Origin of the sequence: Tessaracoccus sp. O5.2 (assembly GCF_964266725.1) — a bacterium.
Taxonomy (GTDB): Bacteria; Actinomycetota; Actinomycetes; order Propionibacteriales; family Propionibacteriaceae; genus Arachnia; species Arachnia lapidicapta.
In genome coordinates this window covers 185,360-209,430 of sequence record NZ_CAXWGV010000001.1, presented here as the reverse complement: position 1 = coordinate 209,430, position 24,071 = coordinate 185,360, and the positions used below count along the sequence as shown (strand labels likewise).

25 protein-coding genes and 1 pseudogene are annotated in these 24,071 nt (G+C 70.3%); 12 read left to right on the top strand and 14 right to left on the bottom strand.

The window, feature by feature from the left end; translation table 11 throughout:
• Positions 1-16 precede the first annotated feature (16 nt).
• Entirely contained in the window at positions 17-1,297 is a 1,281-nt protein-coding gene (locus ACFQPD_RS01070) for a winged helix-turn-helix domain-containing protein (RefSeq protein ID WP_385897485.1), read from the bottom strand.
• 116 nt (positions 1,298-1,413) lie between these two features.
• Between ACFQPD_RS01070 and ACFQPD_RS01065 the strand changes: the two genes are divergently transcribed.
• The gene (locus tag ACFQPD_RS01065) at positions 1,414-2,823 is read left to right on the top strand and encodes a DUF222 domain-containing protein (protein ID WP_385897482.1); all 1,410 of its coding nucleotides are present in this window, start codon (positions 1,414-1,416) and stop codon (positions 2,821-2,823) included.
• Positions 2,824-2,852: 29 nt separating this feature from the next.
• Positions 2,853-3,500: a prepilin peptidase gene (locus tag ACFQPD_RS01060; RefSeq protein WP_385897479.1), complete on the top strand. Its 648-nt coding sequence runs from the start codon at positions 2,853-2,855 to the stop codon at positions 3,498-3,500.
• A gap of 121 nt (positions 3,501-3,621) precedes the next feature.
• Here ACFQPD_RS01060 and trpD read toward each other — a convergent pair whose 3' ends face one another.
• Genes trpD through ACFQPD_RS01045 form a run of 3 tightly spaced genes read right to left on the bottom strand, consistent with a single transcriptional unit; the run spans position 3,622 to position 6,037 of the window.
• Positions 3,622-4,659, bottom strand: a complete 1,038-nt coding sequence (gene trpD / locus ACFQPD_RS01055) for an anthranilate phosphoribosyltransferase (protein WP_385897476.1) — start codon at positions 4,657-4,659, stop codon at positions 3,622-3,624.
• The gene (locus ACFQPD_RS01050) at positions 4,659-5,066 is read right to left on the bottom strand and encodes a response regulator (RefSeq protein WP_385897474.1); all 408 of its coding nucleotides are present in this window, start codon (positions 5,064-5,066) and stop codon (positions 4,659-4,661) included. The genes trpD and ACFQPD_RS01050 overlap by 1 nt, the downstream gene beginning before the upstream one ends.
• Entirely contained in the window at positions 5,063-6,037 is a 975-nt protein-coding gene (locus tag ACFQPD_RS01045) for a cytochrome c oxidase assembly protein (protein ID WP_385897472.1), read from the bottom strand. Before ACFQPD_RS01045 ends, ACFQPD_RS01050 begins: the two co-directional genes overlap by 4 nt.
• A 214-nt stretch (positions 6,038-6,251) precedes the next feature.
• Here ACFQPD_RS01045 and ACFQPD_RS01040 point away from each other — a divergent pair, with 214 nt between their 5' ends.
• From ACFQPD_RS01040 to ACFQPD_RS01025, 4 genes are read left to right on the top strand one after another with little or no spacing between them, the layout of a single operon-like run.
• A complete protein-coding gene (locus ACFQPD_RS01040) occupies positions 6,252-6,842 on the top strand; it encodes a heme-copper oxidase subunit III (protein WP_068752578.1) in 591 nt (196 codons plus the stop codon).
• A gap of 22 nt (positions 6,843-6,864) precedes the next feature.
• Positions 6,865-7,665 carry a c-type cytochrome gene (locus tag ACFQPD_RS01035; protein WP_385897470.1) on the top strand — a complete coding sequence of 267 codons (801 nt, stop codon included), beginning with the start codon at positions 6,865-6,867 and terminating at the stop codon, positions 7,663-7,665.
• Positions 7,662-8,726 (top strand): Rieske 2Fe-2S domain-containing protein, encoded by a 1,065-nt coding sequence (locus tag ACFQPD_RS01030; RefSeq protein ID WP_385897467.1) that lies wholly within the window; start codon positions 7,662-7,664, stop codon positions 8,724-8,726. Before ACFQPD_RS01035 ends, ACFQPD_RS01030 begins: the two co-directional genes overlap by 4 nt.
• Positions 8,726-10,507: a cytochrome bc complex cytochrome b subunit gene (locus tag ACFQPD_RS01025; protein WP_385897465.1), complete on the top strand. Its 1,782-nt coding sequence runs from the start codon at positions 8,726-8,728 to the stop codon at positions 10,505-10,507. Before ACFQPD_RS01030 ends, ACFQPD_RS01025 begins: the two co-directional genes overlap by 1 nt.
• A 440-nt stretch (positions 10,508-10,947) precedes the next feature.
• Here the strand turns inward: ACFQPD_RS01025 and ACFQPD_RS01020 are convergent.
• Positions 10,948-11,091: pseudogene (locus ACFQPD_RS01020) on the bottom strand (pirin family protein); the annotation flags it as partial.
• 526 nt (positions 11,092-11,617) lie between these two features.
• Between ACFQPD_RS01020 and ACFQPD_RS01015 the strand changes: the two are divergent.
• Both ACFQPD_RS01015 and ACFQPD_RS01010 read left to right on the top strand, forming a co-directional pair.
• A complete protein-coding gene (locus ACFQPD_RS01015; RefSeq protein ID WP_385897462.1) occupies positions 11,618-13,078 on the top strand; it encodes a GuaB1 family IMP dehydrogenase-related protein in 1,461 nt (486 codons plus the stop codon).
• A 143-nt stretch (positions 13,079-13,221) separates the two neighbouring features.
• Positions 13,222-13,695, top strand: coding sequence for a hypothetical protein (locus ACFQPD_RS01010; protein WP_385897460.1), 474 nt, complete (start codon positions 13,222-13,224; stop codon positions 13,693-13,695).
• 51 nt (positions 13,696-13,746) lie between these two features.
• Here the strand turns inward: ACFQPD_RS01010 and ACFQPD_RS01005 are convergent, their stop codons facing one another.
• The 7 genes from ACFQPD_RS01005 to ACFQPD_RS00975 all read right to left on the bottom strand — a co-directional run bounded on the left by ACFQPD_RS01005 (position 13,747) and on the right by ACFQPD_RS00975 (position 19,383).
• On the bottom strand, positions 13,747-14,145 hold the full coding sequence (locus ACFQPD_RS01005; RefSeq protein WP_068749389.1) for a cytochrome c oxidase subunit 4: 399 nt from the start codon (positions 14,143-14,145) through the stop codon (positions 13,747-13,749).
• Entirely contained in the window at positions 14,142-15,797 is a 1,656-nt protein-coding gene (ctaD, locus tag ACFQPD_RS01000; protein ID WP_385897621.1) for a cytochrome c oxidase subunit I, read from the bottom strand. The genes ACFQPD_RS01005 and ctaD overlap by 4 nt, the downstream gene beginning before the upstream one ends.
• Positions 15,798-15,871: 74 nt before the next feature.
• Positions 15,872-16,579: a cytochrome c oxidase subunit II gene (coxB, locus tag ACFQPD_RS00995; RefSeq protein ID WP_385897618.1), complete on the bottom strand. Its 708-nt coding sequence runs from the start codon at positions 16,577-16,579 to the stop codon at positions 15,872-15,874.
• 300 nt (positions 16,580-16,879) lie between these two features.
• Positions 16,880-17,227: an iron-sulfur cluster assembly accessory protein gene (locus ACFQPD_RS00990; RefSeq protein ID WP_353082041.1), complete on the bottom strand. Its 348-nt coding sequence runs from the start codon at positions 17,225-17,227 to the stop codon at positions 16,880-16,882.
• 112 nt (positions 17,228-17,339) lie between these two features.
• A complete protein-coding gene (locus ACFQPD_RS00985; protein ID WP_385897457.1) occupies positions 17,340-18,233 on the bottom strand; it encodes a glycerate kinase in 894 nt (297 codons plus the stop codon).
• Positions 18,230-18,562 (bottom strand): hypothetical protein, encoded by a 333-nt coding sequence (locus ACFQPD_RS00980; RefSeq protein WP_068749393.1) that lies wholly within the window; start codon positions 18,560-18,562, stop codon positions 18,230-18,232. The genes ACFQPD_RS00985 and ACFQPD_RS00980 overlap by 4 nt, the downstream gene beginning before the upstream one ends.
• Positions 18,559-19,383 (bottom strand): PspA/IM30 family protein, encoded by an 825-nt coding sequence (locus tag ACFQPD_RS00975; RefSeq protein WP_385897455.1) that lies wholly within the window; start codon positions 19,381-19,383, stop codon positions 18,559-18,561. The genes ACFQPD_RS00980 and ACFQPD_RS00975 overlap by 4 nt, the downstream gene beginning before the upstream one ends.
• Positions 19,384-19,532: 149 nt before the next feature.
• On the opposite strand from ACFQPD_RS00975, the gene ACFQPD_RS00970 reads away from it, so the two are divergent.
• Positions 19,533-20,189, top strand: a complete 657-nt coding sequence (locus ACFQPD_RS00970) for a DUF3043 domain-containing protein (protein ID WP_385897453.1) — start codon at positions 19,533-19,535, stop codon at positions 20,187-20,189.
• On the top strand, positions 20,189-20,395 hold the full coding sequence (locus ACFQPD_RS00965; protein ID WP_061620195.1) for a hypothetical protein: 207 nt from the start codon (positions 20,189-20,191) through the stop codon (positions 20,393-20,395). Before ACFQPD_RS00970 ends, ACFQPD_RS00965 begins: the two co-directional genes overlap by 1 nt.
• Here ACFQPD_RS00965 and ACFQPD_RS00960 read toward each other — a convergent pair.
• Positions 20,364-20,669 carry a hypothetical protein gene (locus tag ACFQPD_RS00960; protein WP_385897450.1) on the bottom strand — a complete coding sequence of 102 codons (306 nt, stop codon included), beginning with the start codon at positions 20,667-20,669 and terminating at the stop codon, positions 20,364-20,366. The two genes, ACFQPD_RS00965 and ACFQPD_RS00960, sit on opposite strands and share 32 nt — an antisense overlap.
• A 59-nt stretch (positions 20,670-20,728) precedes the next feature.
• Here ACFQPD_RS00960 and ACFQPD_RS00955 point away from each other — a divergent pair, with 59 nt between their 5' ends.
• Positions 20,729-22,234 (top strand): leucyl aminopeptidase, encoded by a 1,506-nt coding sequence (locus ACFQPD_RS00955; RefSeq protein ID WP_385897448.1) that lies wholly within the window; start codon positions 20,729-20,731, stop codon positions 22,232-22,234.
• Between the two features lie 4 nt (positions 22,235-22,238).
• Here ACFQPD_RS00955 and ACFQPD_RS00950 read toward each other — a convergent pair whose 3' ends face one another.
• Positions 22,239-22,565, bottom strand: a complete 327-nt coding sequence (locus ACFQPD_RS00950) for a hypothetical protein (protein ID WP_385897446.1) — start codon at positions 22,563-22,565, stop codon at positions 22,239-22,241.
• A 52-nt stretch (positions 22,566-22,617) separates the two neighbouring features.
• On the opposite strand from ACFQPD_RS00950, the gene ACFQPD_RS00945 reads away from it, so the two are divergent.
• Positions 22,618-24,018 carry an FAD-dependent oxidoreductase gene (locus tag ACFQPD_RS00945; protein WP_385897443.1) on the top strand — a complete coding sequence of 467 codons (1,401 nt, stop codon included), beginning with the start codon at positions 22,618-22,620 and terminating at the stop codon, positions 24,016-24,018.
• The last annotated feature ends 53 nt before the right edge of the window (positions 24,019-24,071 follow it).

Here is a 24,071-nt window from a genome sequence, read left to right as displayed (position 1 = left end):
TCGCCGGCGGGCCTCCTCAGGGAACGGTCGTTAGGGTGCGCCTCAGGGCGGGGGTCCTGGTGCCGGGGCCCGTCAGCGCGACCTCGCTCAACCCCTGCCACTCCCCCGCCGACCGCAGGAGCGGCCACACACGCTCGGCCAGCTCGCCGGCCCGGTCGGCGTGGGCGGGTTCGATGTGCGCGTGCTGCACGCGCAGGACGCCGGCCTTGCGGTCGCTCTTGAGGTCCACGCGGCCCACGACCTCGTCGTCGATGAGCACCGGCAGCACGTAGTAGCCGTGCTCGCGCTGCTCCGCGGGGGTGTAGATCGAGATGCGGTAGTGGAAGTCGAACAGCCGCTCGGCCCGCGGCCGGTACCAGATCAGCGGGTCGAACGGGCTGAGCAGCGCCGCCGACTCCACCTTCCGGGGGACGCGGGCGCCCGCCGGCATCCACGCGGGCTTCGCCCAGCCGTCGACGATCACCGGCTCGAGAATGCCGTCGGCCTCCAGCGACTCGACGGCGGGGCGGGCGTCGGTGATCTTGAGTCGCGGGTAGTCGGCGAGGTCGTCGAGCGTGGCCACCCCGAGCGCGACGGACGCGCGCCGGATGAGCTCGCGCTGGGCGTCGCGCCTGGGGATCGGGGTGTGCGCCTCCGGCGGGAGGACGTCGACGGCGGGCGCCAAGACACGCTCGAAGCGCTGCCGGCCGACCACGACCAGGTCGCCGCGACGGAACAGGTACTGCGCCGCCCAGTGGACCTCGTTCTTGTTCCACCAGCCGCCGCCGAGCGAGACGTTCTGGGGGTGGTCGAGGTCGCGGATTCGCAGCGGGCCGCGGTCGGTGAACTCCGCGAGGACGTCGTCGATGAGCGTGTGGTGCTCCGCGGCCCACGTCTCGAAGCCGGGGCGCTTCGGCGCCGTCCGGTGCCAGTGCCACAGCGGCCAGTCCGCCACCGGGATGACCGTGGCCTCGTGGGCCAGGTACTCGGTGTAGCGGCCGAGGCGGGGGCGGGCCGGGGTCTTGCTGCTGGAGGCGGCGGTGGTGTCGTGGTGGAGGAGCGCGTCGAGGGCCTGCTTGGGATACGGGCCGACGCGGGCCAGCACCGGGAGGTAGTGGGACCGCTCGAAGACGTTGACCGAGTCCAGCTGGAGCACGCCCATGCGACTAATGGCGCGGTTCAGCTGGGCGGCGGTGGGCTGGTTGGTGGGCGGGTTGTCGTCGGGCGCGGATGACGGCGCGGCTGCGTGGGGGCGGTGGAGGCCCTGCGCGGCGATCGCGATGCGGCGGGCGTCGGCGTTGCGCAGGTGTCGCGGCATTGGCCCAGGATAAGGCTCGGTCATGGGGTCCGGGAGGTTCCAGGCCCCTGCATAACGGTTTGTTAACGGTGGCCCGACGGCCTTGTTTCGCTCACGCGATCTATTAAACTAGTCCCATGCTTCAGAAGCGGCTCTCGACAGACCAGGCGCTCGCCGCGCTGGAGTCAGCCCTGTCGCAGGTGGATCACGCGGAGCGGTCCGCGCTGAGCGCGGGCGAACGCGTCCGGCTGATGCAACGCGCGCGGCGGGTCGCGGAGCGGGTGTCGGCGCTGGCGGACGTGCTCACCGACGAGGTGAACCGGGACCAGGCGTCGATGAAGGCGGCAGGCACGCCACTGACGTCGTTCCTGGCGGTGGACGAGCAGCTGGAGTCGCGGCGGGCGGCGGCGGAGGTGTTCCGGGCTCGTGATGTCGCGGCGAGGCCGGCCGTGCGGGACGCGGCTCTGAACGGGCAGGTGTCCGGGGAACAGGCGGCGGCGATCTCGAAGGCGATGGCGCAGCTGCCGGCGGACCTGGGCGCGGAGGCGGTGTCGCGGGCGGAGGAGTTACTGCTGGAGCGTGCGGCCTCCACGACGGCGCGGAGGCTGGCCTCGATGGCGCCGGAGGTGCTTGCGGCGGTGGCGCCCGAGCAGGTGCCCGGGCCGGATCAGCACGCGGCCGCGGTGGAGGCCCAGGCGCGGCGGGCGCGGGCACGGCGGAACTTCACGTGGGGCGACGACGGCGACGGCTCGGTCTGGTTCCGCGGGTCCCTGCCCGCCGTCGATGCGGCGCCGCTGGTGGCGGCGCTGGAGGCTTATGTCGCGGCGGACCGGCGGGAGTCGCGGGACCGGCTCACGGGCATGCGGGCAACGCGCCCCGGGCCGCGGCTGTTGCGGGACCATGCCACGGCAGACCTGGGGCGGACGCCGGAGCAGCGTCGCGCGGACGCCGTGGTCCAGCTGATGACCGAGCACCGGGGCGCGCCGACGGCGGCCGGGGACCGGCCGCGCATCGTCGTGGTGATGCAGGAGGCCGACCTGCGGTCGCGGGCCGAGGCGGTGGGCGTGCTCGGCTCCGGGCAAGAGATCGCGCCCAGCGACCTCCGGCGGCTGTGCTGCGACGCCGACCTCACCCCCGTCGTCCTCGGTAGCGCGTCGGAGATCCTCGACGTCGGGCGGACGGAGCGCCTCGTCACCCCCGGCATCCGCAAGGCGATGTCGCTGCGGGACAAGGGCTGCATCTTCCCCCACTGCAACGTCCCGGATGCCCAGTGCGGAGCCCACCACGTGGTTCCCTGGCACGAGGGAGGGGACACGTCGCTGGGGAACCTGGCGTCTCTGTGCGATCACCATCACGCGGTGGTCGAGCCCCAACGGTTCAATCCGGACGCCGACCAGTGGACCATCACGTTCCATCCCGTGACACGCAAACCGGTGGTCAGTCCGCCGCGGCGGATGCGGGTGTTCCTGAGACCTCCGGGGTCGACGGGGGCCGAGCCGCCCCCGGGCGCGACTCCAGATGGGCCGGCGGAGGACGCCGGCGGATGAGGTGAGCGCACGGGCGCTAAGGTCCAGGCATGGTGTGGATCGCGGCCATCGGCGTGGGGATCCTGGCCGCCGTCGTCATGGCCGTCGTCGTGCCCAGGGTGCGGATCGACGACGACGAGGAGGCGCCGGATTTCGCGGCGCTGGTGTCTCGGCGGTCGGTGCTGGGGGTCGGAGTGCTGGGCGTCGCCGTCGCGCAGGTGCTGTGGGTCCAGCCCACCTGGACATGGTGGCTGTGGGTGCCCTACCTCGGCGTCGGTGCGGCCATGGCGTACGTCGACTGGCGCACCACCTTCCTGCCGCGCCTCATGAACAACCTCGCGTTGGGGCTGATGGCGGTTGGCGGTGTCGCGGTGGGGGTCGCGGACTGGCGGGCACTCGTCGGCGCTGTGGTCGGGGCGCTGGCCGCCTACGGGCTGCTGTACGCGGCCTGGCGCCTCTCCCCCGGCCTCGGATTCGGCGACGTGCGGCTCGCGCTGCTCATCGGAGCGGTCGCGGGACAATTGGGGGCGTCTATGTGGGCGCTGTCGCTGTTCCTCGGCACCGCGCTGGGCGCCGTGCATGCGGTGGTGCATGCCGTGTGGGCACGTCGCGGAGAGGGTCGCCCGACGTACTTCCCGTACGGGCCGGCGCTGTGGTTGGGGCCCGTCGCCGCTGCGGTGTGGATGGCGGCGCTGTAGTCAGCGTGAAGGTTGCGTGACGACCCTTCGAGACGGCCCGGCCGCTTCGCGGCTGGGGCCTCCTCAGGGATCGAGGGGAGACGGCCGGCGCTTCGGGCTGGGGCCTCCTCAGGGAGCGGGCTTAGCGGTTCGTCGCCTCGACCCACTTCTCCAAGGTGCGCGCGGCGGCGCCCGAGTCGATGGCCTGCTGGGCGTCGCGCAGCGGATCGCGCATCTGGTCCACCAGCGGCAGCACCGTCGAGATCCCCCGATAGGCGAGGATGGCGGCAGCGGCGTTGAGGACGACGATGTCGCGCACCGGCCCCGGCGTGCCGGCCAGCACGTCGCGGGCCACCTGGGCGTTGTGCGCGGGGTCCCCGCCCTGCAGCGAATGCGGCGCGGCGGCCTCGAGCCCGAGATCCTCCGGGTTGAGCACCGTGCGATGCACCCGCCCCTCGGCGATCATCCACACGTCAGACTCCGACGTCGTCGTCAGCTCGTCCAAGCCGTCGAAGCCACGGAACACCATGCCCCGCGTCCCGCGCTCGGCGAGCACGCGTGCCACGACCGGCGCCACGTCGTCGTTGGCCACCCCCAGCGCCATCGCCCGAGGCCGGGCAGGGTTGGCGAGCGGGCCGAGGAAGTTGAACGTCGTCTGGATGCCCAGCGCCTTGCGCACACCCGCCACGTTCTTCATGGCCGGGTGGTACATCTGCGCGAACAGGAACACCAGGCCGACCTCGTCGAGGATGACGGCCTGCTTGGCCGGCTCGACGTCGATCTTCACGCCCAGCGCCTCGAGGGTGTCGGCGGTCCCGGACATCGACGACGCCGCCCGCGACCCGTGCTTGACCACCTTCGCGCCCGCGCCGGCCGCCACGATCGCGGCCATCGTCGAAATGTTGACCGTGTTCGCGCGGTCGCCACCCGTGCCGACGATGTCGACGGCGTCGGGATCCAGCGCGATCGGCAGCGCGTTCGCGAGCATCGAGTCCGCCATCCCGGCGATCTCGTCCTCCGACTCCCCCTTGGCCCGCAGCGCCGTCAACAGCGCCGCGATCTGCACGTCGGACGCGCGGCCCGCGAGGATCTCGTTGAGCGCCCACGTCGCGGCGGTGGCCTCGAGGCCCTCGCTGCGCACCAGGCCAGTCAGGATGTCCGGCCAGGTGTACCCCGACATCAGCCCACCTGCGCCAGGCGTGCCCGGATGAGGTTGGCGGCCTGCACGGGCATCGTCACCGGATCGATCGGGAACGGCGCCACCGCCTCGGCGCGCGACCACGACGCCAGCCACGCGTCCGCCTCACGCGACACCAGCAGCATGATGGGCGCCGAATCGGCGTACTCCTCCTTGACCTGGTACGCCAGGCCGAAGCCGCCCGACGGCTGGGCGTTGCCGTCGAAGATCATGAGCGCGTAGTCGGTGCCCGCGTCGAGCGTCTTGAGCAGCGCGCCCTGCGTGGCCACCTCGAAGACCTCGATCTCGGGCAGGTCGCTCGCCACGCGGCGGCCGAGCGCCAGCCTGACCTGCTCGCGGACCGTGCGGTCGTCGGAGAACACCAGCACCTTGGCGGTGGAGTCGGTCATCGTGGGTCATCCTTCGCGTTGTACTTGCCGTCATCGTAGCCAAGACCCGCCTGCCTGGCTCGTTGGGCCTCCTCGCGGTCCAGTGCCCGGTCCACCCGTCTGGCCTCACGGTTCGAGTCCTTGATCCACTGCACGAAGATCGTGATCATCGCCGCCAGCATCGTGATGTCGCCCGTCGCCCACATCAGGCCGCCCGCCCACGACTGGTCCTCCATCGGCGACAGGCCCCACGCCCGGTCGAAGCTCAGGTACCACTCCTCCGCGATCAGCCGCGTCGACCCCATGATCGTCACGCCCAGGAAGGCGTGGAACGGCATGGTGAGGAAGAACAGCAGAATGCGGATCGGATACGGCATCTTGATCGGCACCGGATCCACCCCCAGCAGCGGGAAGAAGAACAGGCTGCCGACCGTGACCAGATAGAAGTGCAGCGAGTCGTGCCAGAAGTCGTTGCGCAGCGTCAGGTCGTACCAACCGGTCATGTACAGCGCGAACGGGCTCGCCACCATCAGCCCCGTGGTGAGCGGCGGGAACAGCAGGACCTTCGCCACCGTCGAGTGCAGCACCGCCAGCAGGACGGCCCGGGGGCGCTTCGGGAGGGCGCGGAGCGCGAGGGTCGCGGGGGCGCCGAACACCAGGAACACCGGTGCGATCATGTTGAGCAGCATGTGCTGGATCATGTGGGTCCAGAACAGCACCGTGTCGTAGACGCCGAGGAAGCTGAACGTCGCCACCGCGATGCTGCCCAGCCCGAGGCCCACGAACGACACCGTCCGCATGACCGGCCAGCGGTCCCCACGGCGGTGCAGCGTCCACACACCCCACAGGTACAGCCCGGCGACGATCAGCAGGATGACAACGGCATACGGTGGGAACTCCCACGCCGTGAAGTATCGTGACCCCTCCAGCGGGATGATGTCGTCATCGGGCTTGGCGTGCAGCGGAAAGACGGCCAGAGCCCGGGCAAACATGCGCGGATTATCGCATGCCCCTTGAGTGACCTGCGAGGGGGGTGGTCTTATTCCGGCGGCCGGCGTGACCTATAGGCCCTTTTACGGCAATAATGACCCCGTGGCGACGAATCATGACACCCTGACCGCACCGGCGGAGCTGCCGACGGGCGCGATCCACCAGATCCCCTCTGCCCGGCTCAACAAGCCGCTCGGCCGCCCGGACACCGTCTCGGTGGGCGTGATCGTGTGGCTGGCCAGCGAGCTGATGTTCTTCGCGGCACTGTTCGCTGCGTACTTCTGGATCCGCAACATCACCAACGACGCCGCGGCCGCCGCGGGGGTGCCGTCGCTGTGGGAGACCAACTCCGCCCACCTGGACCTCACCTTCGCCAGCATCAATACGGCCATCCTGGTGCTGTCGTCGGTCACCTGCCAGCTCGCCGCCAACGCCGCCGAGGCCGGCCGCGTCACCGGCTCCTGGCTCAACCCGCTCAAGTGGGGCATGCGGCAGGGCTTCATCATCACCGCCATCATGGGGTCGGTCTTCGTCGCCGGCCAGGTGTGGGAGTACTTCACGCTGTTCAACGAGGGCTACTTCATCTCCACCAACCAGTACTGGTCCGTGTTCTTCCTCGCCACCGGATTCCACGGCCTCCACGTGCTGGGCGGCATCATCGCCTTCTGGTTCGTCCTCGCCCGGTCCTACATGACCCGCACCCACACCCACGAACAGACCGTCGGCGCCCACGTCGTGTCCTACTACTGGCACTTCGTCGACGTCATCTGGATCCTGCTGTTCGGCGTCCTCTACTTCCTCCGCTGAGCTGCGAGACCTGGAGAAGAACATGAACTTCCTGACCAATCTCAGGCGCCATGCGGCCGCACGGCCGGCGCTGCTGATCTTGGCCCTTCTCGTCGTCGGGCTCGGCTACAGCGTCGTCAGCCCGCAGCAGTCGTCGGCCGAGACCGAGATGACGCAGCAGATCGAGGAGGGCAAGGCCCTGTTCGACTTCACGTGCTCGTCCTGCCACGGCCTCGGCGGTGAGGGCACCTCGCAGGGGCCGTCGCTGATCGGCGTCGGCGCGGCCGCCGTCCACTTCCAGATGGGCACCGGCCGCATGCCCGCCGCGCGCGAGCAGGCGCAGCTGCCTTCCCGCAAGGTGAACTACTCGCAGGAGCAGATCGAGGCCGTGGCCGCCTACGTCGCCACGCTGGGCCCCGGTCCCGAGATCCCCGCCGAGAGCGCGTACTCCCCTGAAGGCCTCACCGAGGAGGAGATCGCCCGCGGCGGCGCGCTCTTCCGCGCCAACTGCTCCGCATGCCACGGCATCGTCGGCGGCGGCGGCGCCATGCCCAACGGCAAGTACGCCCCGTCGCTGGTCGAGACCGACCCCGTCCACATCTACGAGGCGGTCCGCACCGGCCCGCAGCAGATGCCCACGTTCTCCAAGGACGTCATGCCCGACGAGAGCGTCCGCGAGATCATCGGCTACCTCGACGAGGCCCACGAACAGCCCAACTACGGCGGCCTCACCATGGGTGACGCCGGCCCCGTGTCCGAGGGCTTCTGGGCCTTCATTCTCGGCATCGGCGGCCTCGCCATCGTCGCCACCTGGATCGCCAAGAAGGGGGCACGCGCCCGATGAGCCACGACAACCTGCCGGTGAAGGACCCCGACCTCGGCCACAGCGTCCCAGACCCGGGTCTGGAGCCGCACGTCGAGCGGTACACCGACGTCGACAAGGGCGCCGGTAACCGCGCCTACGCCGCGATCCTCATGATGCTGGCCGCGGTGCCGGTGCTGGCGATCGCGTTCGTCGTCATCTACTTCGCCGTCCCCCGCGACGCCTACATCGACTTCGGCCTGCTGAAGGCCAACGCGCAGAACGTCGGCTTCGGCCTCACGGGCGGGCTCGCGGCCGTGCTGATCGGTGTCGCGGTGATCCAGTGGGCGCGCGTGCTCATGAGCGATGAGGAGTCCGTCGAGCTGCGGCACGCCGCCTCCTCCACCGACGACGACCGCGCCGCCGTCATGGGCCTCTGGGACGACGGCGTGGAGCAGTCGTCGGTCCGCCGCCGCAAGCTGCTGCTCGGCGCGCTGGGCGGAGCGGTCGGCATCTCGCTGGTGCCCGCCGTCGTGCTGCTCGCCGACATGGGCCCGCACCCGACGGCCCGGCTGCGCGAGGAGACGCTCGAGAGGACCATCTGGGCCGAGGGCATCGTGCTCCTCAACGACGAGAACTGGCTGCCGCTCCGCCCCGAGATGCTCGAGGTCGGGCAGCTCGTCAACGCCCAGCCGGCGAACCTGCGCGACCTGCATGGCGTCGAGGCCCATCAGGCCAAGGCCAAGGCCGCGATCATCGTCGTGCGCATGGACCCCAACTCGATCAAGGTGCCGGAGTCGCGCAAGGACTGGCACGTCAGCGGTATCCTCGCCTATTCGAAGATCTGCACGCACGTCGGCTGCCCGATCTCGCTGTGGGAACGGCAGACGCACCACCTGCTGTGCCCCTGCCACCAGTCGACGTTCGACCTCGGCAACAGCGGCGTCGTCGTCTTCGGGCCCGCCGCCCGGGCGCTGCCGCAGCTGCCGATCACCGTCAACGCGGACGGCTACCTGGTCGCGCAGAGCGACTTCACGGTGCCCGTCGGACCGAGCTACTTCGAGCGTGACTCGAGCCAGGACTTCAAGGATGGTGACCAGTGATGGCCAACCCCACCCGCATCGCGCCGACGTCGCCCGTCCTCGAGGGGCAGCCCGCGCCGTCGGCCAACCGGGAGATGCCGGGGGCCGTCAAGTGGGCCGACGACCGCATCGGCCTGGCCAAGATCGGCCGCGCCGGGCTGCGCAAGGTGTTCCCCGACCACTGGTCCTTCCTGCTCGGTGAGATCGCCCTGTACTCGTTCATCGTGCTGCTGCTGACCGGCGTGTTCCTGACGATCTGGTTCAAGCCGTCGATGGCCGAGATCGAATACGACGGCTCCTACCAGCTGCTCAAAGGCATGCCGGTGTCGGAGGCGTTCGCGTCGACGCTGAACATCTCCTTCGACGTCCGCGGCGGCCTGCTGGTGCGCCAGATCCACCACTGGGCGGCGCTGCTGTTCGTCGCGGCGGCCACCGTGCACATGCTGCGCGTGTTCTTCACCGGCGCGTTCCGCAAGCCGCGCGAGGTGAACTGGCTGATCGGCGTCGGGCTGCTGTCGCTGTCGCTCATCGCGGGCTTCGCCGGCTACTCCCTGCCCGACGACCTGCTGTCCGGCACCGGCCTGCGCTTCGTCAACGGCCTCATCCGTTCCATCCCGATCATCGGGACGTGGGCCGAGTTCTTCGTCTTCGGCGGCGAGTACCCCGGCGACATCCTCATCCCGCGCCTCTACATGGTGCACATCCTGCTCGTGCCCGGCATCCTGCTCGGCCTGATCTCCGCGCACCTCGCGCTCGTGGTCTACCACAAGCACACCCAGTACCCCGGCCCCGGCCGCACCGAGAACAACGTGGTCGGCTACCCGCTGTTCCCCGTCTACGCGGCGAAGGCCGGCGGCTTCTTCTTCATCGTGTTCGGGTTCCTCATCCTCATGGGCGGCCTGTTCCAGATCAACCCGGTGTGGATCTACGGCCCCTACGACCCGGCGAAGGTGACGGCCGGCTCGCAGCCCGACTGGTACATGGGCTGGGTCGAAGGCGCCATCCGCATCATCCCGGCGCTCGAGACGCACATCCTCGGCACCACTTGGACGTGGAGCGTGTTCCTGCCCGGCGTCGGGCTGATGGGCGTGCTGTTCACCGGCCTCGGGCTGTGGCCGTTCATCGAGCAGTGGATCACCGGCGACAAGCGCGAACACCACCTGCTGGACCGGCCGCGGAACGCTCCCACGCGCACCGCGCTCGGTGTCGCGGGCATGACGTCGTACGCCATGTTCTGGCTCGCCGGCGGCAACGACATCATCGCCACCCGCTTCGCGCTCGACCTCAACGCCATCACGGTGTTCATGCGGGTCGCGGTGTTCGTGGCGCCCGTGATCGCGTTCATCATCACCAAGCGCCTGATGCTGAGCCTGCAGCGCGCCGACCGTGAGCGCGCCCTGCACGGATCCGAGGACGGCGTCATCGTCCGCTCCCCCGACGGCGGCTACTCCGAGGGGCACCTGCCGCTGTCGCACGAGGAGCAGTTCCTGCTCACTCAGCACCTGCAGCACCGCGTGCTGGAGCCCGGCGCCGAGACCGACGCGTCCGGCGTCCGCCGGAAGAAGGGCGGGGTGTCGAAGCTGCGCGCCCGACTGTCGCGGTGGTATCTGGGCCACGACATCGCGAAGCCTTCCGCTGCGGAGCTCGCCGCGGCGGCGCACCACGGTTCGCACTCGGCGCACGCCGTCGAGGATGGGCACGGGGCGGCCGGCGTGGATGGCGCTGGGATCAACGGCATCGAGGGTCCTCGGCACGGCGCCGACGCCGGCCACGGACCGGAGCGGGCCGGCCTGCACCACTGAGTGCGGAGGTAAGGCAGGAGGGCGTCGTCTGGGGGGACGGCGCCCTCCCCTTGTGTCCGGCCGGTCAGCGGCGACGGCGGAAGCGGGGCTTGAGCCTCGCCGTCGGTGGGATTGGACAGCCGCAGGTGGTCCAGGCCGGCGTCGCGCACGCCCATGGCGTCCTTCTCGATGAGGACGCCGTCCATCTCGACGGCGCCGATGTCGACCAGCACGCCGTGCTCAAACCCCGGGGCGACGTCAAACTCCCACGTGGCGCCGGGACGGATCACGACCTCGGCTCCGAGGAGGCCCGTCTCCGTGACGATGGGCGACGTCGCGCCGGCGAGGCCGCCCACCATGACGCGCGCGGTGCCGCCGGGGACGTCAACGACGTCGGGGCGGTGATGCTGGAATCCGCGCTCGATGTCCTTGGCGTGGTCCGGCAGCACGACCCAGAGCTGGACGCCGTGCAGGTAGCCCGTCTGCTTGGTGGTGACCTCGGAATGCGAGATGCCGTGACCCGAGGTCATGAGGTTGACTTCGCCTGGGCGGACGAGGTCGTGGACGCCGCCGGAGTCGCGGTGTTCGATCTCGCCGTCGAACAGCCAGCACGGTCTGCAGCGACGTGTGCGGGTGCGGCGCCACGTCCATGCCGCCGGTCGCCTCCACGAGGTTGGGCCCGTAGTGGTCGGCGAAGCACCAGGCTCCGACGAAGGAGCGCTCCAGCTGTGGGAGCGTGCGGCGGACGGTCATCGCGTCCGGCCCCTCGCCCAGCGCGACCAGCTTGGGCGCAAGGTGCTGGACGTCCGTCGGCGGGTGGGTGTGGTGCTCGCAGTCGACGAACTGGGGTGCGGCTTCGACGTTGCTCATGGGCGCTCCTTCGTGCGTGCCCTTCACGCTACCCGCGGCGGCGGCGCCGTCGGGCGGAATGGGGGCGCGATCGGAGGTGGTGCCGGCGCCGTCGGCAGCACGAATGACAGGGCTCCGCGGGCGTCGAGCGGCCATACGCCGTCGGCGTGGCAGTTCGACGGCGTGTCGTGCCAGAGGTGGTGGGTGTCGGTGGGGGCGGTGTGAGGGACGGTGGGGCGACGAGGAGGGCCGGCGGCCCCGACTCAGGTAGAATCAGCCCACGTGCGATTCCTACACGGCAGCCCCGGCTACGACCTGACCTACAGCGACGTCTTCATGGTCCCCAGCCGCTCGGGCATCAGCTCCCGCCTCGACGTGGACCTCACCTCCACCGACGGCCTCGCCACCCCGACGCCCCTCGTGGCCGCCAACATGACGGCCGTCTCCGGGCGCCGCATGGCCGAGACGATGGCCCGGCGCGGCGGGCTCGCCGTGTTCCCGCAGGACATCCCGAGCGACGTCGTCGCCCGCAGCATCGAGAAGGTCAAGGCCGCTCACCCCGTCTTCGACACGGCCGTGACCGTGTCCCCCACCACCACCGTCGGTGAGACGCTCAGCCTCATCGGCAAGCGCGCGCACGGCGTCGCCGTCGTCGTGGACAGCGACCGCCGCGTCATCGGCCTCGTCACGCCGCAGGACGCGATCGACGCCGACCGCTTCGCTCAGGCCAAGGACATCATGACCACCGACGTCACGCGCGTCGCCCCCGAAGCCACGCCGGAGGAGGTGTTCGAGCGGCTCTCCGAGCAGCACCAGAAGGTCGCGCTCGCGGTGGACGCCGACGACCGCCTCGTCGGGCTCATGACGCCTAAGGGCGCACTGCGCTCGGCCATCTACTCCCCCGCCCTCGACCACGAGGGTCACCTGCGCGCGGGCGTCGCCGTCGGCATCAACGGCGACATCCCCGCCAAGGTCCGGGCCGCACTCGAGGCCCGTGCCGACGTCATCGTCATGGACACCGCCCATGGGCACCAGGAGAAAATGATCTCCGCCCTGAGCCTGGCCCGCGAGGTCCGCGACGCCTTCGCCGCCGAGAGCGGCCGCCGCGTGCTGATCGTGGCGGGCAACGTCGTCACCCCCGAGGGCTGCGACGACCTCATTGACGCCGGCGCGGACATCCTCAAGGTCGGTGTCGGTCCCGGCGCCATGTGCACCACGCGCATGCAGACCGGCGTCGGCCGGCCCCAGTTCTCCGCCGTCCTGGAGTGCGCGGAGGCCGCCTCCGCGCGCGGCAAGTCCATCTGGGCCGACGGCGGCGTCCGCCACCCCCGCGACGTCGCACTCGCGCTCGCCGCCGGCGCAGGCTCCGTGATGATCGGGTCGTGGTTCGCGGGGACGCACGAGTCCACCGGCGACCAGCTCGTCGACAACCAGGGCCGCGTCTACAAGGAGTCGTTCGGCATGGCGTCGGCGCGCGCGGTGCGGCAGCGCACGCGGGAACAGTCGGCGTTCGACCGGGCCCGCGCCGCCATGTTCGAGGAAGGCATCTCGTCGTCGCGGATGTACCTCGATCCGCGCAGGCCGGGTGTGGAGGATCTGATCGACTGGATCACGTCCGGCGTGCGCTCGTCGTGCACCTACGCGGGCGCGCGCAGCCTGGGCGAGTTCTCCGAGCGTGCCGTCGTCGGGGTGCAGTCCGGGTCCGGCTACGAGGAGGGGCGACCGCTCGATCAGAGCTGGTGACCCACCCTTGACGAACGGCCAGAAACCGCGCGCCAAGTGGAGATCCTGAGTGCAAGACGCTATTCTCCGGCGACCCTCCCCGGTGTTAGAGTGGTGTTGACCGTACGCCTCGGCGCAGTCTGCCGATTAAAGGGGGAAACACCATGGCTTTTGACTCACCCGCACCGATCAGTCGGCGCACCGTCGCCAAGGGCATCGCGTGGACCGCGCCGGCCGTGGCCATCGCGGGCACCGCACCCGCCTTCGCCGTCTCCGGCCCGTGCGTGCCCACGATCGTGATCGACGAGGACGCGTCCTGCAAGATCGCCAAAGAGTCTTCGTACAAGCTGTCCTTCAGCATCGTGGGCAACACGTGTGATTTGGACTCCTGCACGGGAACTATCACTAAGATCTATGAGGCGACCGGGCAGGGTCGGACCATCTGGGACGATGGGCCGATCACTGCGGACGGCGGGACGGCATACATCTGCAACACCGCGTACAACATGTCGAACTACGTCAGGGTCAGGGGCTCGATCACGTGCAACGGACAGACGACCATCATCGACGACCGAGTCGACATGCCCCAGTTCACCAGCTCGAACAACACCTGCGCTGACGACTTCTGCCCGGCCTGACAGGGTAAGAAAAGGCCCCGCCTCGCGGCGGGGCCTTTTCTTTATGCTGTGTCAGTGCTTGTAGTCGCCTCGGTAGAACTCGAGGATCCACCCGCTCGCGGACCAGATCCCGATCCCGAAGCCGACGAGGCTGATCCACGGCTGCGACAGCGCGGGGCCGAGGAAGATGATCGCGACCGTCACGGCGGCCCAGAACGGCCAGATGCTCTTCGGCGCGAAGAAGCCCAGAGCGCCGGCCCCCTCCACGACCTCGGCATCGCCCCGGTCCTCAGGTCGGGGATCGAAGTTGCGTGCGGTGAGCGCCAGGTAGCCGCCGATCATCAGGCCCAGCAGGCCGCTGAAGCCGAGGACGAACGTCCCGGCGATCTCGCCCGACATGAACCAGTAGATGGGCGTCACAATCGCGAAGAAGACCGCGATGAACAGGAATACGTACTTCTCCGGCCTCACTTGTGGCTACCTTCGGTCTCGACGATGGGGTCGACGCGGTCGAGCAGTTCGCCCGGATCCTCCGCGTGCAGGTCGGCGGCCGCCACCAGCTCGGGCCGGTGCAGGTCGAGCGCCGGGGAGATGGAGCGGATGCGCGGCAGCGACGTGAAGTTGTGCCGCGGCGGCGGGCAGGACGTGGCCCACTCGAGCGAACGGCCCCAGCCCCACGGATCGTCGACCATGACCTTGGGCGACTTCCGCGTAATCCACACGTTCCACAGGAACGGGATCATCGACACACCCAGCAGGAACGCGCCGAACGTGGACAGCTGGTTGAGGAAGGTGAAGCCCTCCCACGCGCCGTAGTCCGCGATGCGCCGCTGCATGCCCTCGACACCCAGCCAGTGCTGCACGAGGAAGGTGGTGTGGAAGCCGATGAAGATCAGCCAGAAGTGCACCTTGCCCCACGTCTCGTCGAGCATGCGTCCGGTGAACTTCGGCCACCAGTAGTAGAAGCCGGCGAACATCGCGAACACGACGGTGCCGAACAACACGTAGTGGAAGTGCGCCACGACGAAGTAGGTGTCGGAGACCTGGAAGTCCAGCGCCGGGGCGGCGAGGATGATGCCGGTCAGGCCGCCGAACAGGAACGTCGTCAGGAACCCGATCGCAAACATCATCGACGAGTTCAGCGTCAACGACCCGCGCCACATGGTGCCGATCCAGTTGAAGAACTTCACGCCGGTGGGCACCGCGATCATGAACGTCATGAACGAGAAGAACGGCAGGTTCACCGCGCCGGTGACGAACATGTGGTGCGCCCACACCGACACCGACAGCGCGCCGATGGACAGCGTCGCGAACACCAGGCCGTAGTAGCCGAACACCGGCTTGCGGCTGAACGCGCTGAGCACCTCGGTGATGATGCCGAAGAACGGCAGCGCGATGATGTAGACCTCGGGGTGGCCGAAGAACCAGAACAGGTGCTGCCACAGCACCGGCCCGCCCGACGCCGGGTCGAAGACCTGGCTGCCGAGCACGCGGTCCGCCTCGAGCATCAGCAGGCCGGCGGCGAGCACCGGGAACGCGATGAGGACCATCAGCGAGGCGACGAGGATGTTCCACGAGAAGATCGGCATCCGGAACATGGTGAGGCCCGGCGCACGCATCGTGATGATCGTGGTGACGAAGTTCACGGCGCCGAGGATCGACGACAGGCCGAGCAGGTAGAGGCCCATCAACCACAGGTCGTGGCCGATGCCGGGCGAGTGGATCGAGTTCGACAGCGGCGCGTACGCGAACCAGCCGAAGCTGGCGGCGCCGTCGGGGCTCACGAAGCCGGCGCAGGCCATGAGCGAGCCGAACACGTAGAGCCAGAACGCGAACCCGTTCATGCGCGGGAACGCGACATCCGGCGCACCCAGCTGAAGCGGCAGGATCGCGTTGGCGAAGCCCGCGAACATCGGCGTCGCGAACATCAGCAGCATGATCGTGCCGTGCATCGTGAAGAACTGGTTGAACGTCTCGTAGTTGACGAACTGCATCCCGGGGGCCGCCAGTTCGGCGCGGATGGCCAGCGCCAGGACGCCGCCGATCGCGAAGAAGATGAACGCCGTGACGAAGTACATGTTGCCGATCACCTTGTGGTCGGTGGTCGTCAGGTACTTCATCATGGTCTCGCCCAGCCGGTGCGGCTCGGTGCGGGTCTCGGTCTGGAGCTGGCTCCGCTCCGGGATGCTGGCGCTGCTCACTTTTGCTCCTCCGGTGCCTCAGTCGGCAGGACGGCCTGCAGGGCCTCCTGAAGCTTCTTCTCGCCGGCGTTGCCGGACTCCGCCAGCTCCTTGACCTTCGCCTCGTACTCCTCCTCGGTCACGACGTGGACCTTGAAGAGCATGAGCGCGTGGTACTCGCCGCAGAGCTCGGCGCACTTGCCGTCGTACGTGCCGAGGCGGTTGGGCGTGACCTCGAACGAGTTGGGGTGGCCCGGGATGACGTCCATCTTGAAGTAGAAGGACGGGACCCAGAACGAGTGGATGACGTCGGCCGACTGCAGGTTGAACCGCACGGTCTTGTCGACGGGCAGGTAGAGGTCGGGGATGGTCTCCAGCGTGCCGATGGAGTAGGCGTCGGTGCCCACGTCCGGGTTGTCGGCCTCCATGTAATTGAACGTCCACGACCACTTCTGGCCGATGACGTTGATGGTGACCTCGGGCTCCTCAGTGGTCTGCAGGACGGCGTCGGACGCCTTGACGGTGTAGAAGAACAGCACGCCGATGATGAGGAACGGCACCAAGGTGTAGAGCAGTTCGAGGGGCAAGTGGTAGGTGGTCTGACGCGGGGCGGGGGCATCCTCGTCCTTGCGGCGGTAGCGCAGCACCGCCCAGCCGATGAGGCCCCAGACGAGCACGCCGATGACCAGCGACGCGATCCACGCACCGATCCACACGTTCCCCATGACGGGCGCCTGTTCCGTCGCCGCCTCCGGCAGCCCGAACCGCGCTCCCTGACCGGAGCAGGCCGTCAGCCCCACCAGCGACGCGGGGAGCCCGACGAGCAAGGCTGCACGAACCATCCGCCGACGCGATGGCGCAGGATTGCCACTCACAAGTTGCCCTTCCGTTGACCATTGACCCGGTGGATCCCGCACACTCCGGATCGCACAGGGACACCACTGCTGGGGCCACCTTAACGCATAAAGCCACCCCCGTGGATTGCGCTCCACAGGGGTGGCTTAAGCTGAAAGGTTCGGCGCCGATCAGTGGAAGGAGTCACCGCACGCGCACGAGCCCTGCGCGTTGGGGTTGTCGATCGTGAAGCCCTGCTTCTCGATCGAATCCACGAAGTCGATGCTGGCGCCGCCGAGGTACGGGGCGCTCATCTTGTCGGTGACGACGCGCACGCCGTCGTAGTCGGAGGCGACGTCGCCGTCGAGCTCACGGTCGTCGAAGTACAGCTGGTAGCGCAGGCCGGAGCAGCCGCCCGGCTGCACGGCGATGCGGAGCACGAGATCGTTGCGGCCCTCGGCGTCGAGCAGCGCGCGCACCTTCTGCACTGCGACGTCGGTGAGGACCACACCGTTCTGGGCGATCTGGGTATCGGTCACGCTTGACTCCAAGTCGAGAGAGGGCACTGTCTTGCTGGAAGATTCTACGTCGCTTTCGGAGGAATCCCCATACCGGTCGGCGTATGCCCACGGCGAAACTTCGCCGATGGGCTCACCAGGACCAGGTGCGGGCCACCCGCTCGGCCACCTCGGCGACCTGCCCGGGCGTCGCGATGTCGTCGCCGGCGCCTGCCAGCACCGGGTACGCCGCCTCAAGGCCGGCCAACCTCAGCTCCCGCGACGACACATAGTTGCGGCCCACGATCGCGATGACCGGCCGCAGCGCCTCCCCCGCCATCCCGACGATGCGCTTGACCACCGGCCCGCCGACAGCGTGGAAGTCCAGCATGTCCGCGCCGGTGACGACGAGGTCCGCCTGCGCCATCGTCCCGGCGAGCCCGTAGTGCTCGACGAGGAAGGTCAGCGGATCCGTGATGACGGCGCCCATCGCCTGCAGCAGCAGGCCGGCGCCGCCCGCGGCACCAGCGCCGGGCTGGGCCGTCAGCCCCAGCGACGTGGCCCACCGGCCGGCGACCGCGTCGGCGGCCAGCACGTCGGCCAGATCGGCGCCGTGTTCGCGCCCCTCGGTGGCGGCCAGACCCGTGAGGCCGGTGAGCGGCCGCTCCTGCTGCCCGTCTTCGACCAGCGCGACGAGGCGCCGCCCCGACCACGCCTGCCGGGCCACCGCCACAGCCTCCACCGGATCGTCGGCGAACGCGTCGAGCACCCCCCGGCCGAGGTCGGCGACGCGGCACGCGGTGAGGTCGACCACCAGGTCGCCGTCCGCGTCCGCAAGCGCGCGCCCCAGCTCGACGGCGTCAGCCGGCCGCGCGAAGGGGGCCCCGGGCACCGCCGTGGCCACCGCATGCGCCAGGGCGTCGCCCGTCACCGCCAATGGGACGACGGCGGGCACCGCCCCGCGCTCAGCGAACGCGCCCGCGATGAGGGCAGACGCGTCGGCGGGAGTGAGACCCGCCATCGCGTCGGCCGCGACGACAACTCTCAATGCTGCGATTCCGGGTCCAGCTCGTGCAGGTCGTCGTCGGCGTCGGGGATGAGGCCGTAGTACTCGCTGGTGGAGTCCAGCAGCGCCTGCATCTCGTCGAGGGTCACGTCCATGTCCGGCAGGATGAGGTCCGACTCGGCCAGCACGTCGTCAGGAACGACGACGCCCACAGCCTGCACGCCGTCGATGAGGCGCTGCAGCGCGGCGCGCATGCCCTCCTCGTCCTCGGCGGCGACCCGCTCCTCGAGCTCGCGGTCCAGTTCGTTGAGGTCCATGAGGTGCTCGGGCTCGAGCACCCACTGGCCCTGCCCCATGATGCGCACGATCATCCCTGGTACCCCTCCTGCCGGGCCTGATCCACCGCCGGCTGCTCGGCCGGGGACACCTGCTGGGACTGCTGGGCGGGCTCCGCGGGCGAGGCCGAGAGCTCAGGGCGCGCAGCGGGGCCGCCGGTCAGCTGGGCCTTCATGGCGGCCAGCTCGTTCTCGATCTGCGAATCGGCGGCCAGCGAGTCGAGCTCGCGCGTGATGTCGTCCTTGACCATGCCGGTAGGATCCTCGAGGGCCCCGGAGGCGAGCAGCTCGTCGACGGCCGACGCGCGCGCCTGCAGCTGGAGCGTCTTGTCCTCGGCGCGCTGGATCGCGAGGCCGACGTCGCTCATCTCCTCCGAGATGCCGGTGAACGCCTCGTTGATGCGTGTCTGGGCCTCGGCGGCCGAGTACGTGGCCTTGATGGTCTCCTTGCGGGTGCGGAACGCGTCGACCTTCGCCTGGAGCCGGGAGCTGGCGCGCACCAGCTTCTCCTCCTCGCCCTGGAGCTGCGCGTGCTGCGTCTGCAGCTCGTCGAGCTGGACCTGCAGGCCCGCCTTGCGGGTGAGCGCCTCGCGCGCCAGGTCCTCGCGGTTCGACTCGAGCGCCCGCTGCGCCGCGGACTGCAGCCGCTGCACCTCCTGGTTCAGCTTCGTGGCCTGCAGCTCCACCCGCTTGCGGCTGGTCGCGACGTCCGCGACGCCGCGACGCACGTTCTGCAGGAGCTCCAGCTGCTTCTGGTACGAGTAGTCGAGGGTCTCGCGAGGGTCTTCGTACTTGTCGAGAGCCTTGTTGGCCTTCGAGCGGAAGACCAGGGCGATGCGTTCAAAAATGCTGGCCACTGAGGGTGTCCTTCCAGGAACGTGCGGTGTTCGCCTCAACGTTAGCGCGGCGGCAGGCCCCCCGGGGTCGCTGCGGCCCCTGAGCCGACCCTGAGGCCACCCGGGGTAGACTGGGCGAGCCGTACACCCGACGAAGGACTTTGAGCACCGTGGCCCTGTTCCGCCCCTATGAGCGCACCGATTCGACGCCGTCGAAGGACCGCATCTCCGCGTTGACCCCGAAGGGCGAGAAGGCGTCCGCGAAGGCGGCCAAGGCCGACGCGCCGGCTCCCGCTGCGGCAGAACCGACGCAGCCCACCCCGGAGGCGCGGCAGGCGGTGCGCCGCAAGCAGGGCGCCACGCCCACCCGTCGGGCCGCGGAGGCCGCCCGCATGGAGCGCCTCCACCCCACCCTCACGCCGAAGCAGCAGCGCAAGGCGGATTCCGCCGCCAAGTCGCGGGCCCGCGCCGAGGCTTGGGACCGCGTCGAGAAGTCCCCCGAGCGGCAGCTGCTGCGTGACTACGTCGACACCCGTTGGACCGCCGCCGAGTTCATGATGCCGGCGATGATCCTCGTCATAGCCGCGGTGATGGTGACGATGAACAACGTCGTGCTGTCGAGCTGGATCTCGATGTCGCTGTGGGTGATGCTCGCCATCACCATGATCAACGTCGCCATCATGTGGCGCGGCTTCAAGAAGCTGCTGGCCGAGCGGCATCCCGGGGCGTCGACCCGCGGGCTGCTCGTCTACATGTTCAACCGCTCGCTCATGATCCGCCGGTTCCGGCAGCCGGCGCCGCGGATCAAGCGCGGGGACCCGATCTGATGAGCTACGCATGGCGCCCCGAGTCCGGGGCCTACACGCTCGCCGAGCTCGAGGACGAGGGGCTGCTGCACCGCTTCGAGGACCAGGCGGCCGCCGAGGAATGGCTGGGCATCTTCTACGGGGATCTGCTCGAGCACGGGGTGGCCGAGGTGAGCCTCTACGAGGAGGACCGCCTCATCTACGGTCCGATGTCGCTGCACCCGTGACGGGCCGCCGCACGAGCGCGGCCCCGAACACCACCATGCCGAGTCCCGCGGCGACGGCGAACGGCGCCTGCTGGCGCGCCACCTCGATCCGGTCCTCGTAACGCTGCACGCGGCCGGCGCTCTCGTCGGTGAGGCTCGCATACTCGCAGGTGTCGCCCGGGCCCATCTCGACGCCGCGACATGACGTCGACGGCGAGACCCACGACACCAGGCCCCACGCGGCGACGGCGAGGCCGGCCACGATGAACGCCCAGAGGCCCACCCGCTGCATCATGCGGGCAAAGGTACCCCGGCGCTCCCGGGCGGCCCAACCCGACTCGCTAGGCTGACGATGTGACGCGCATCAACCCGACCCTGACCCTGTCCCGCAGCCTCCCGAAGTCCGCCGACGTCGTCGTGCTGGGAGTGGTACCGCTCACCGGCGACGGCCTCGCCGTCGTCGGCGCCACCCCGGACCTGGAGAAGGCCTTCACCAAGGCCTACGGCCGCGGCATCCGCGACGTCGCCGTCACGATGGCCGCGCAGTCGAAGCGCGAGGAGCTCACGCACGTACCGCCCGTCGACGGGGCGCGCCTGCTGCTCGTCGGCCTCGGCGACGCCGACGTGACGCCCGAGGCCGTGCGGATCGCCGTCGGCTCGGCGCTGCGCGCGGTCGCGGCGCTGCCGGGCGCGGACGGCCTCGAGGTCGCGGTGTCCCTCGAGGTCACCGATCCCCAGCTGCTGCAGGCCGCCGGCGAGGGCGCCCTGCTCGGCGCCTACCGCTTCGAGACCATCACCGCCACCACGCCTCCCACCCCGGTGACGGCCGTGACGCTCGTGTCAGCCACCGTCGGCGCGGCGCAGAAGGAAGCGGTGGCGCGGGCGAAGGTCGTCGCGGACGCCGTGTGCCAGGCCCGCGACTGGGGCAACACTCCCCCGAACCTCCTCTACCCCGAGACGTTCGCCGACGCGGCCCGCGGCTACGTGCGCGACGAGCGGATCGCCGTGGAGATCCTCGACGAGAAGGCCCTCGAGAAGGGCGGCTACGGCGGCATCCTCGCCGTCGGCGGCGGCTCGGCCCGCAAGCCGAGGCTCGTGCGGCTCAGCTACACCCCGCGCGGCGCCGAGGCGCACCTGGCGCTGGTGGGCAAGGGCATCACGTTCGACTCCGGCGGCCTCGACATCAAGCCCGCGGGCCAGATGGCGGGCATGAAGTTCGACATGTCGGGCGCGGCCGCGGTCGTCGCGGCGACCCGAGCCATCGCCGCCCTGGGCCTCAAGGTCAAGGTCACCGCCTACGCGGCGCTCGCGGAGAACCTCCCGTCGGGCAGCTCGTACCGGTCCAGTGACGTCCTGACGATGTTCGACGGCCAGACGGTCGAGAACTACAACACCGACGCCGAGGGCCGGCTCGTCATGGCCGACGCCATCGCCCGCGCCGGCCTCGACACCCCGGACCTCATCGTGGATGTCGCGACGCTGACCGGCGCCTGCATGGTGGCCCTCGGCCTGCGCACCGGTGGCCTGCTCACCAACGGGGAGGCCACCTCGGACCTGCTGCTCGACGCCGCCGAGGCCGCCGGCGAGGACTTCTGGGAGCTGCCGCTGACGGACTTCACGCGCGAGCAGCTGAAGTCCACGGTCGCGGACATGCGCTCCGGCGCCGGGCACCGGTGGGGCGGGGCGCTCGTCGCCGGCGCGTTCCTCGAGCGGTTCGTGCCCGAGGGTGTCGCGTGGGCCCACCTGGACGTCGCGGGGCCGGCGGAGAACCCGGACGCGCCGTACGGCTACGTGCCGAAGGGCGGCACGGGGGTCGCGGTGCGGACGCTCGTGGCGCTCGCGGAGCTGTTGCAGGGCTGACGGGTCACCGGCGGGCGCGCTTGGCGCGCAGCCCGTACTCGCGCATGCGCTTCGGGTACGGGACGACGCCGGCGTCGTAGCACGGCAGGTCGTGCCGGGCCGCGAAGTCGTAGCCGTAGGCGACGCTCGGGATCCCGCGACGGGTGGACTCGCCATCCGCGGCAACGAGCAGCAGCGACGGCTTGTTGAACGAGGTCGGCTGCTCGACCCACGCCTCCACGCCCCGCCGGGTCGCCACAAACTGCGACAGGTGCTGACGCATCGCGTCCGGCACCTGTCGCTCCTCGCGCGCCACCTGGACCTCGCGCCGCCGTCGTCGGAACCACCCCACGGGCCCATTATGCGCCAGCGCCCCCAAGGCCCGGCGTGGGAGACTTGCCCGCATGACGCACCCCTTCGACGTGGCCATCCTCGGCGCCGGGTCCGCCGGCTACGCCTGCGCGCTGCGGGCCGCCCAGCTCGGCCTCAGCGTGGCGCTCATCGACGACACCCCCCTCGGCGGCACGTGCCTGCACCGCGGCTGCATCCCCACCAAGGCGTGGCTGCAGGCCGCCAAGGTGCGCCGCACGGTGGCGAAGGCGGCGTCGTTCGGGATCGGCGCCACCCTCGGCGACACGGACCCGGCCGCGCTGCTGGCCTACACCGACGGCGTCGTCGGGCAGCTGCACCGCGGCCTGGAGGGCCTCATAGCGCAGCGGGGCATCACGGTGATCCGCGAGCGCGGCACGCTGGTCGCCGATGACCGCGGGCCCGGCATCGAGACCGGCGCCACCGTGCACCGGGCGCGCGCCGTCGTGCTCGCCACCGGGGCCGCGCCCGTCACGCTGGGCCTGCCCGTGGACGGCGCGCGCATCCTCACCAGCGCGGACGCGCTGCGGCTCACGGCGTTGCCCGAGCGGGCCGTCGTGCTCGGCGGCGGGGTGATCGGAGTCGAGTTCGCGTCCCTGTGGGCGGACCTGGGCGTCCACGTCACCCTGGTGGAGGCCATGGACCGGCTGGTGCCGACGGAAGAGCCGGGCCACTCGCGCATCCTCGCGCGGGCCCTCAAGGGTCGCGGCGTGGACGTGCGCCTCGGCGCCCCCGTCGACACCGCCGAGGCGACCGACGACGGCGTGAGCGCCCAGATCGGCGGCGAGACGGTCGCGGCCGACGCCCTGCTGGTGGCCGTCGGGCGCCGCCCGGCGACCGGCGACCTCGGCCTCGAGGGTGCTGGGGTCGCCGTCAGCGACAGCGGCCACGTCGTCGTCGACGGCCAGCTGCAGACCACGCTGAAGGGCGTGTTCGCGGCCGGCGACCTCGTCGCGGGGCCGCAACTGGCCCACCGCGGCTACGCGCACGGCCTGTTCCTTGCCGAACGCATCGCGCACCTGCAGGGCCGCTCCGGTGAGCGGCCCACCCTGCCCCGCGACGCCGACATCCCGCGCGTCACCTACTCCTCACCCCAACTCGCGTCCGTGGGGCTCACCGCCGACCAGGCCGGACCCGACGCCGAGATCGTCGACTACCACCTCACCGGCAACGGCCGAGCGCAGATCCTGCGGGCACCGGGCGACCGGGAGACGGGCGTCGTGCGGCTCGTGCGCCGCCCCGGCGGGGAAATCGTCGGGGTCCACCTGGTGGGCGACGACGTGGCCGAGCTCATCGGTGAGGCCGCCCTCCTCGTCGGCTGGCAGGCAACCCCCGACGACGTCGCCGGGATCGTGCACGCCCACCCGACGCTGGGCGAGGCGATCGCGGAGGCGAACTGGGCTCTCGCCGGTCGGCCTCTGCACATGCATGGGTGAATCGCATATAGGCTGAGGGGCATTACCGCGGTACGCAAAGGAGCCACAGACAC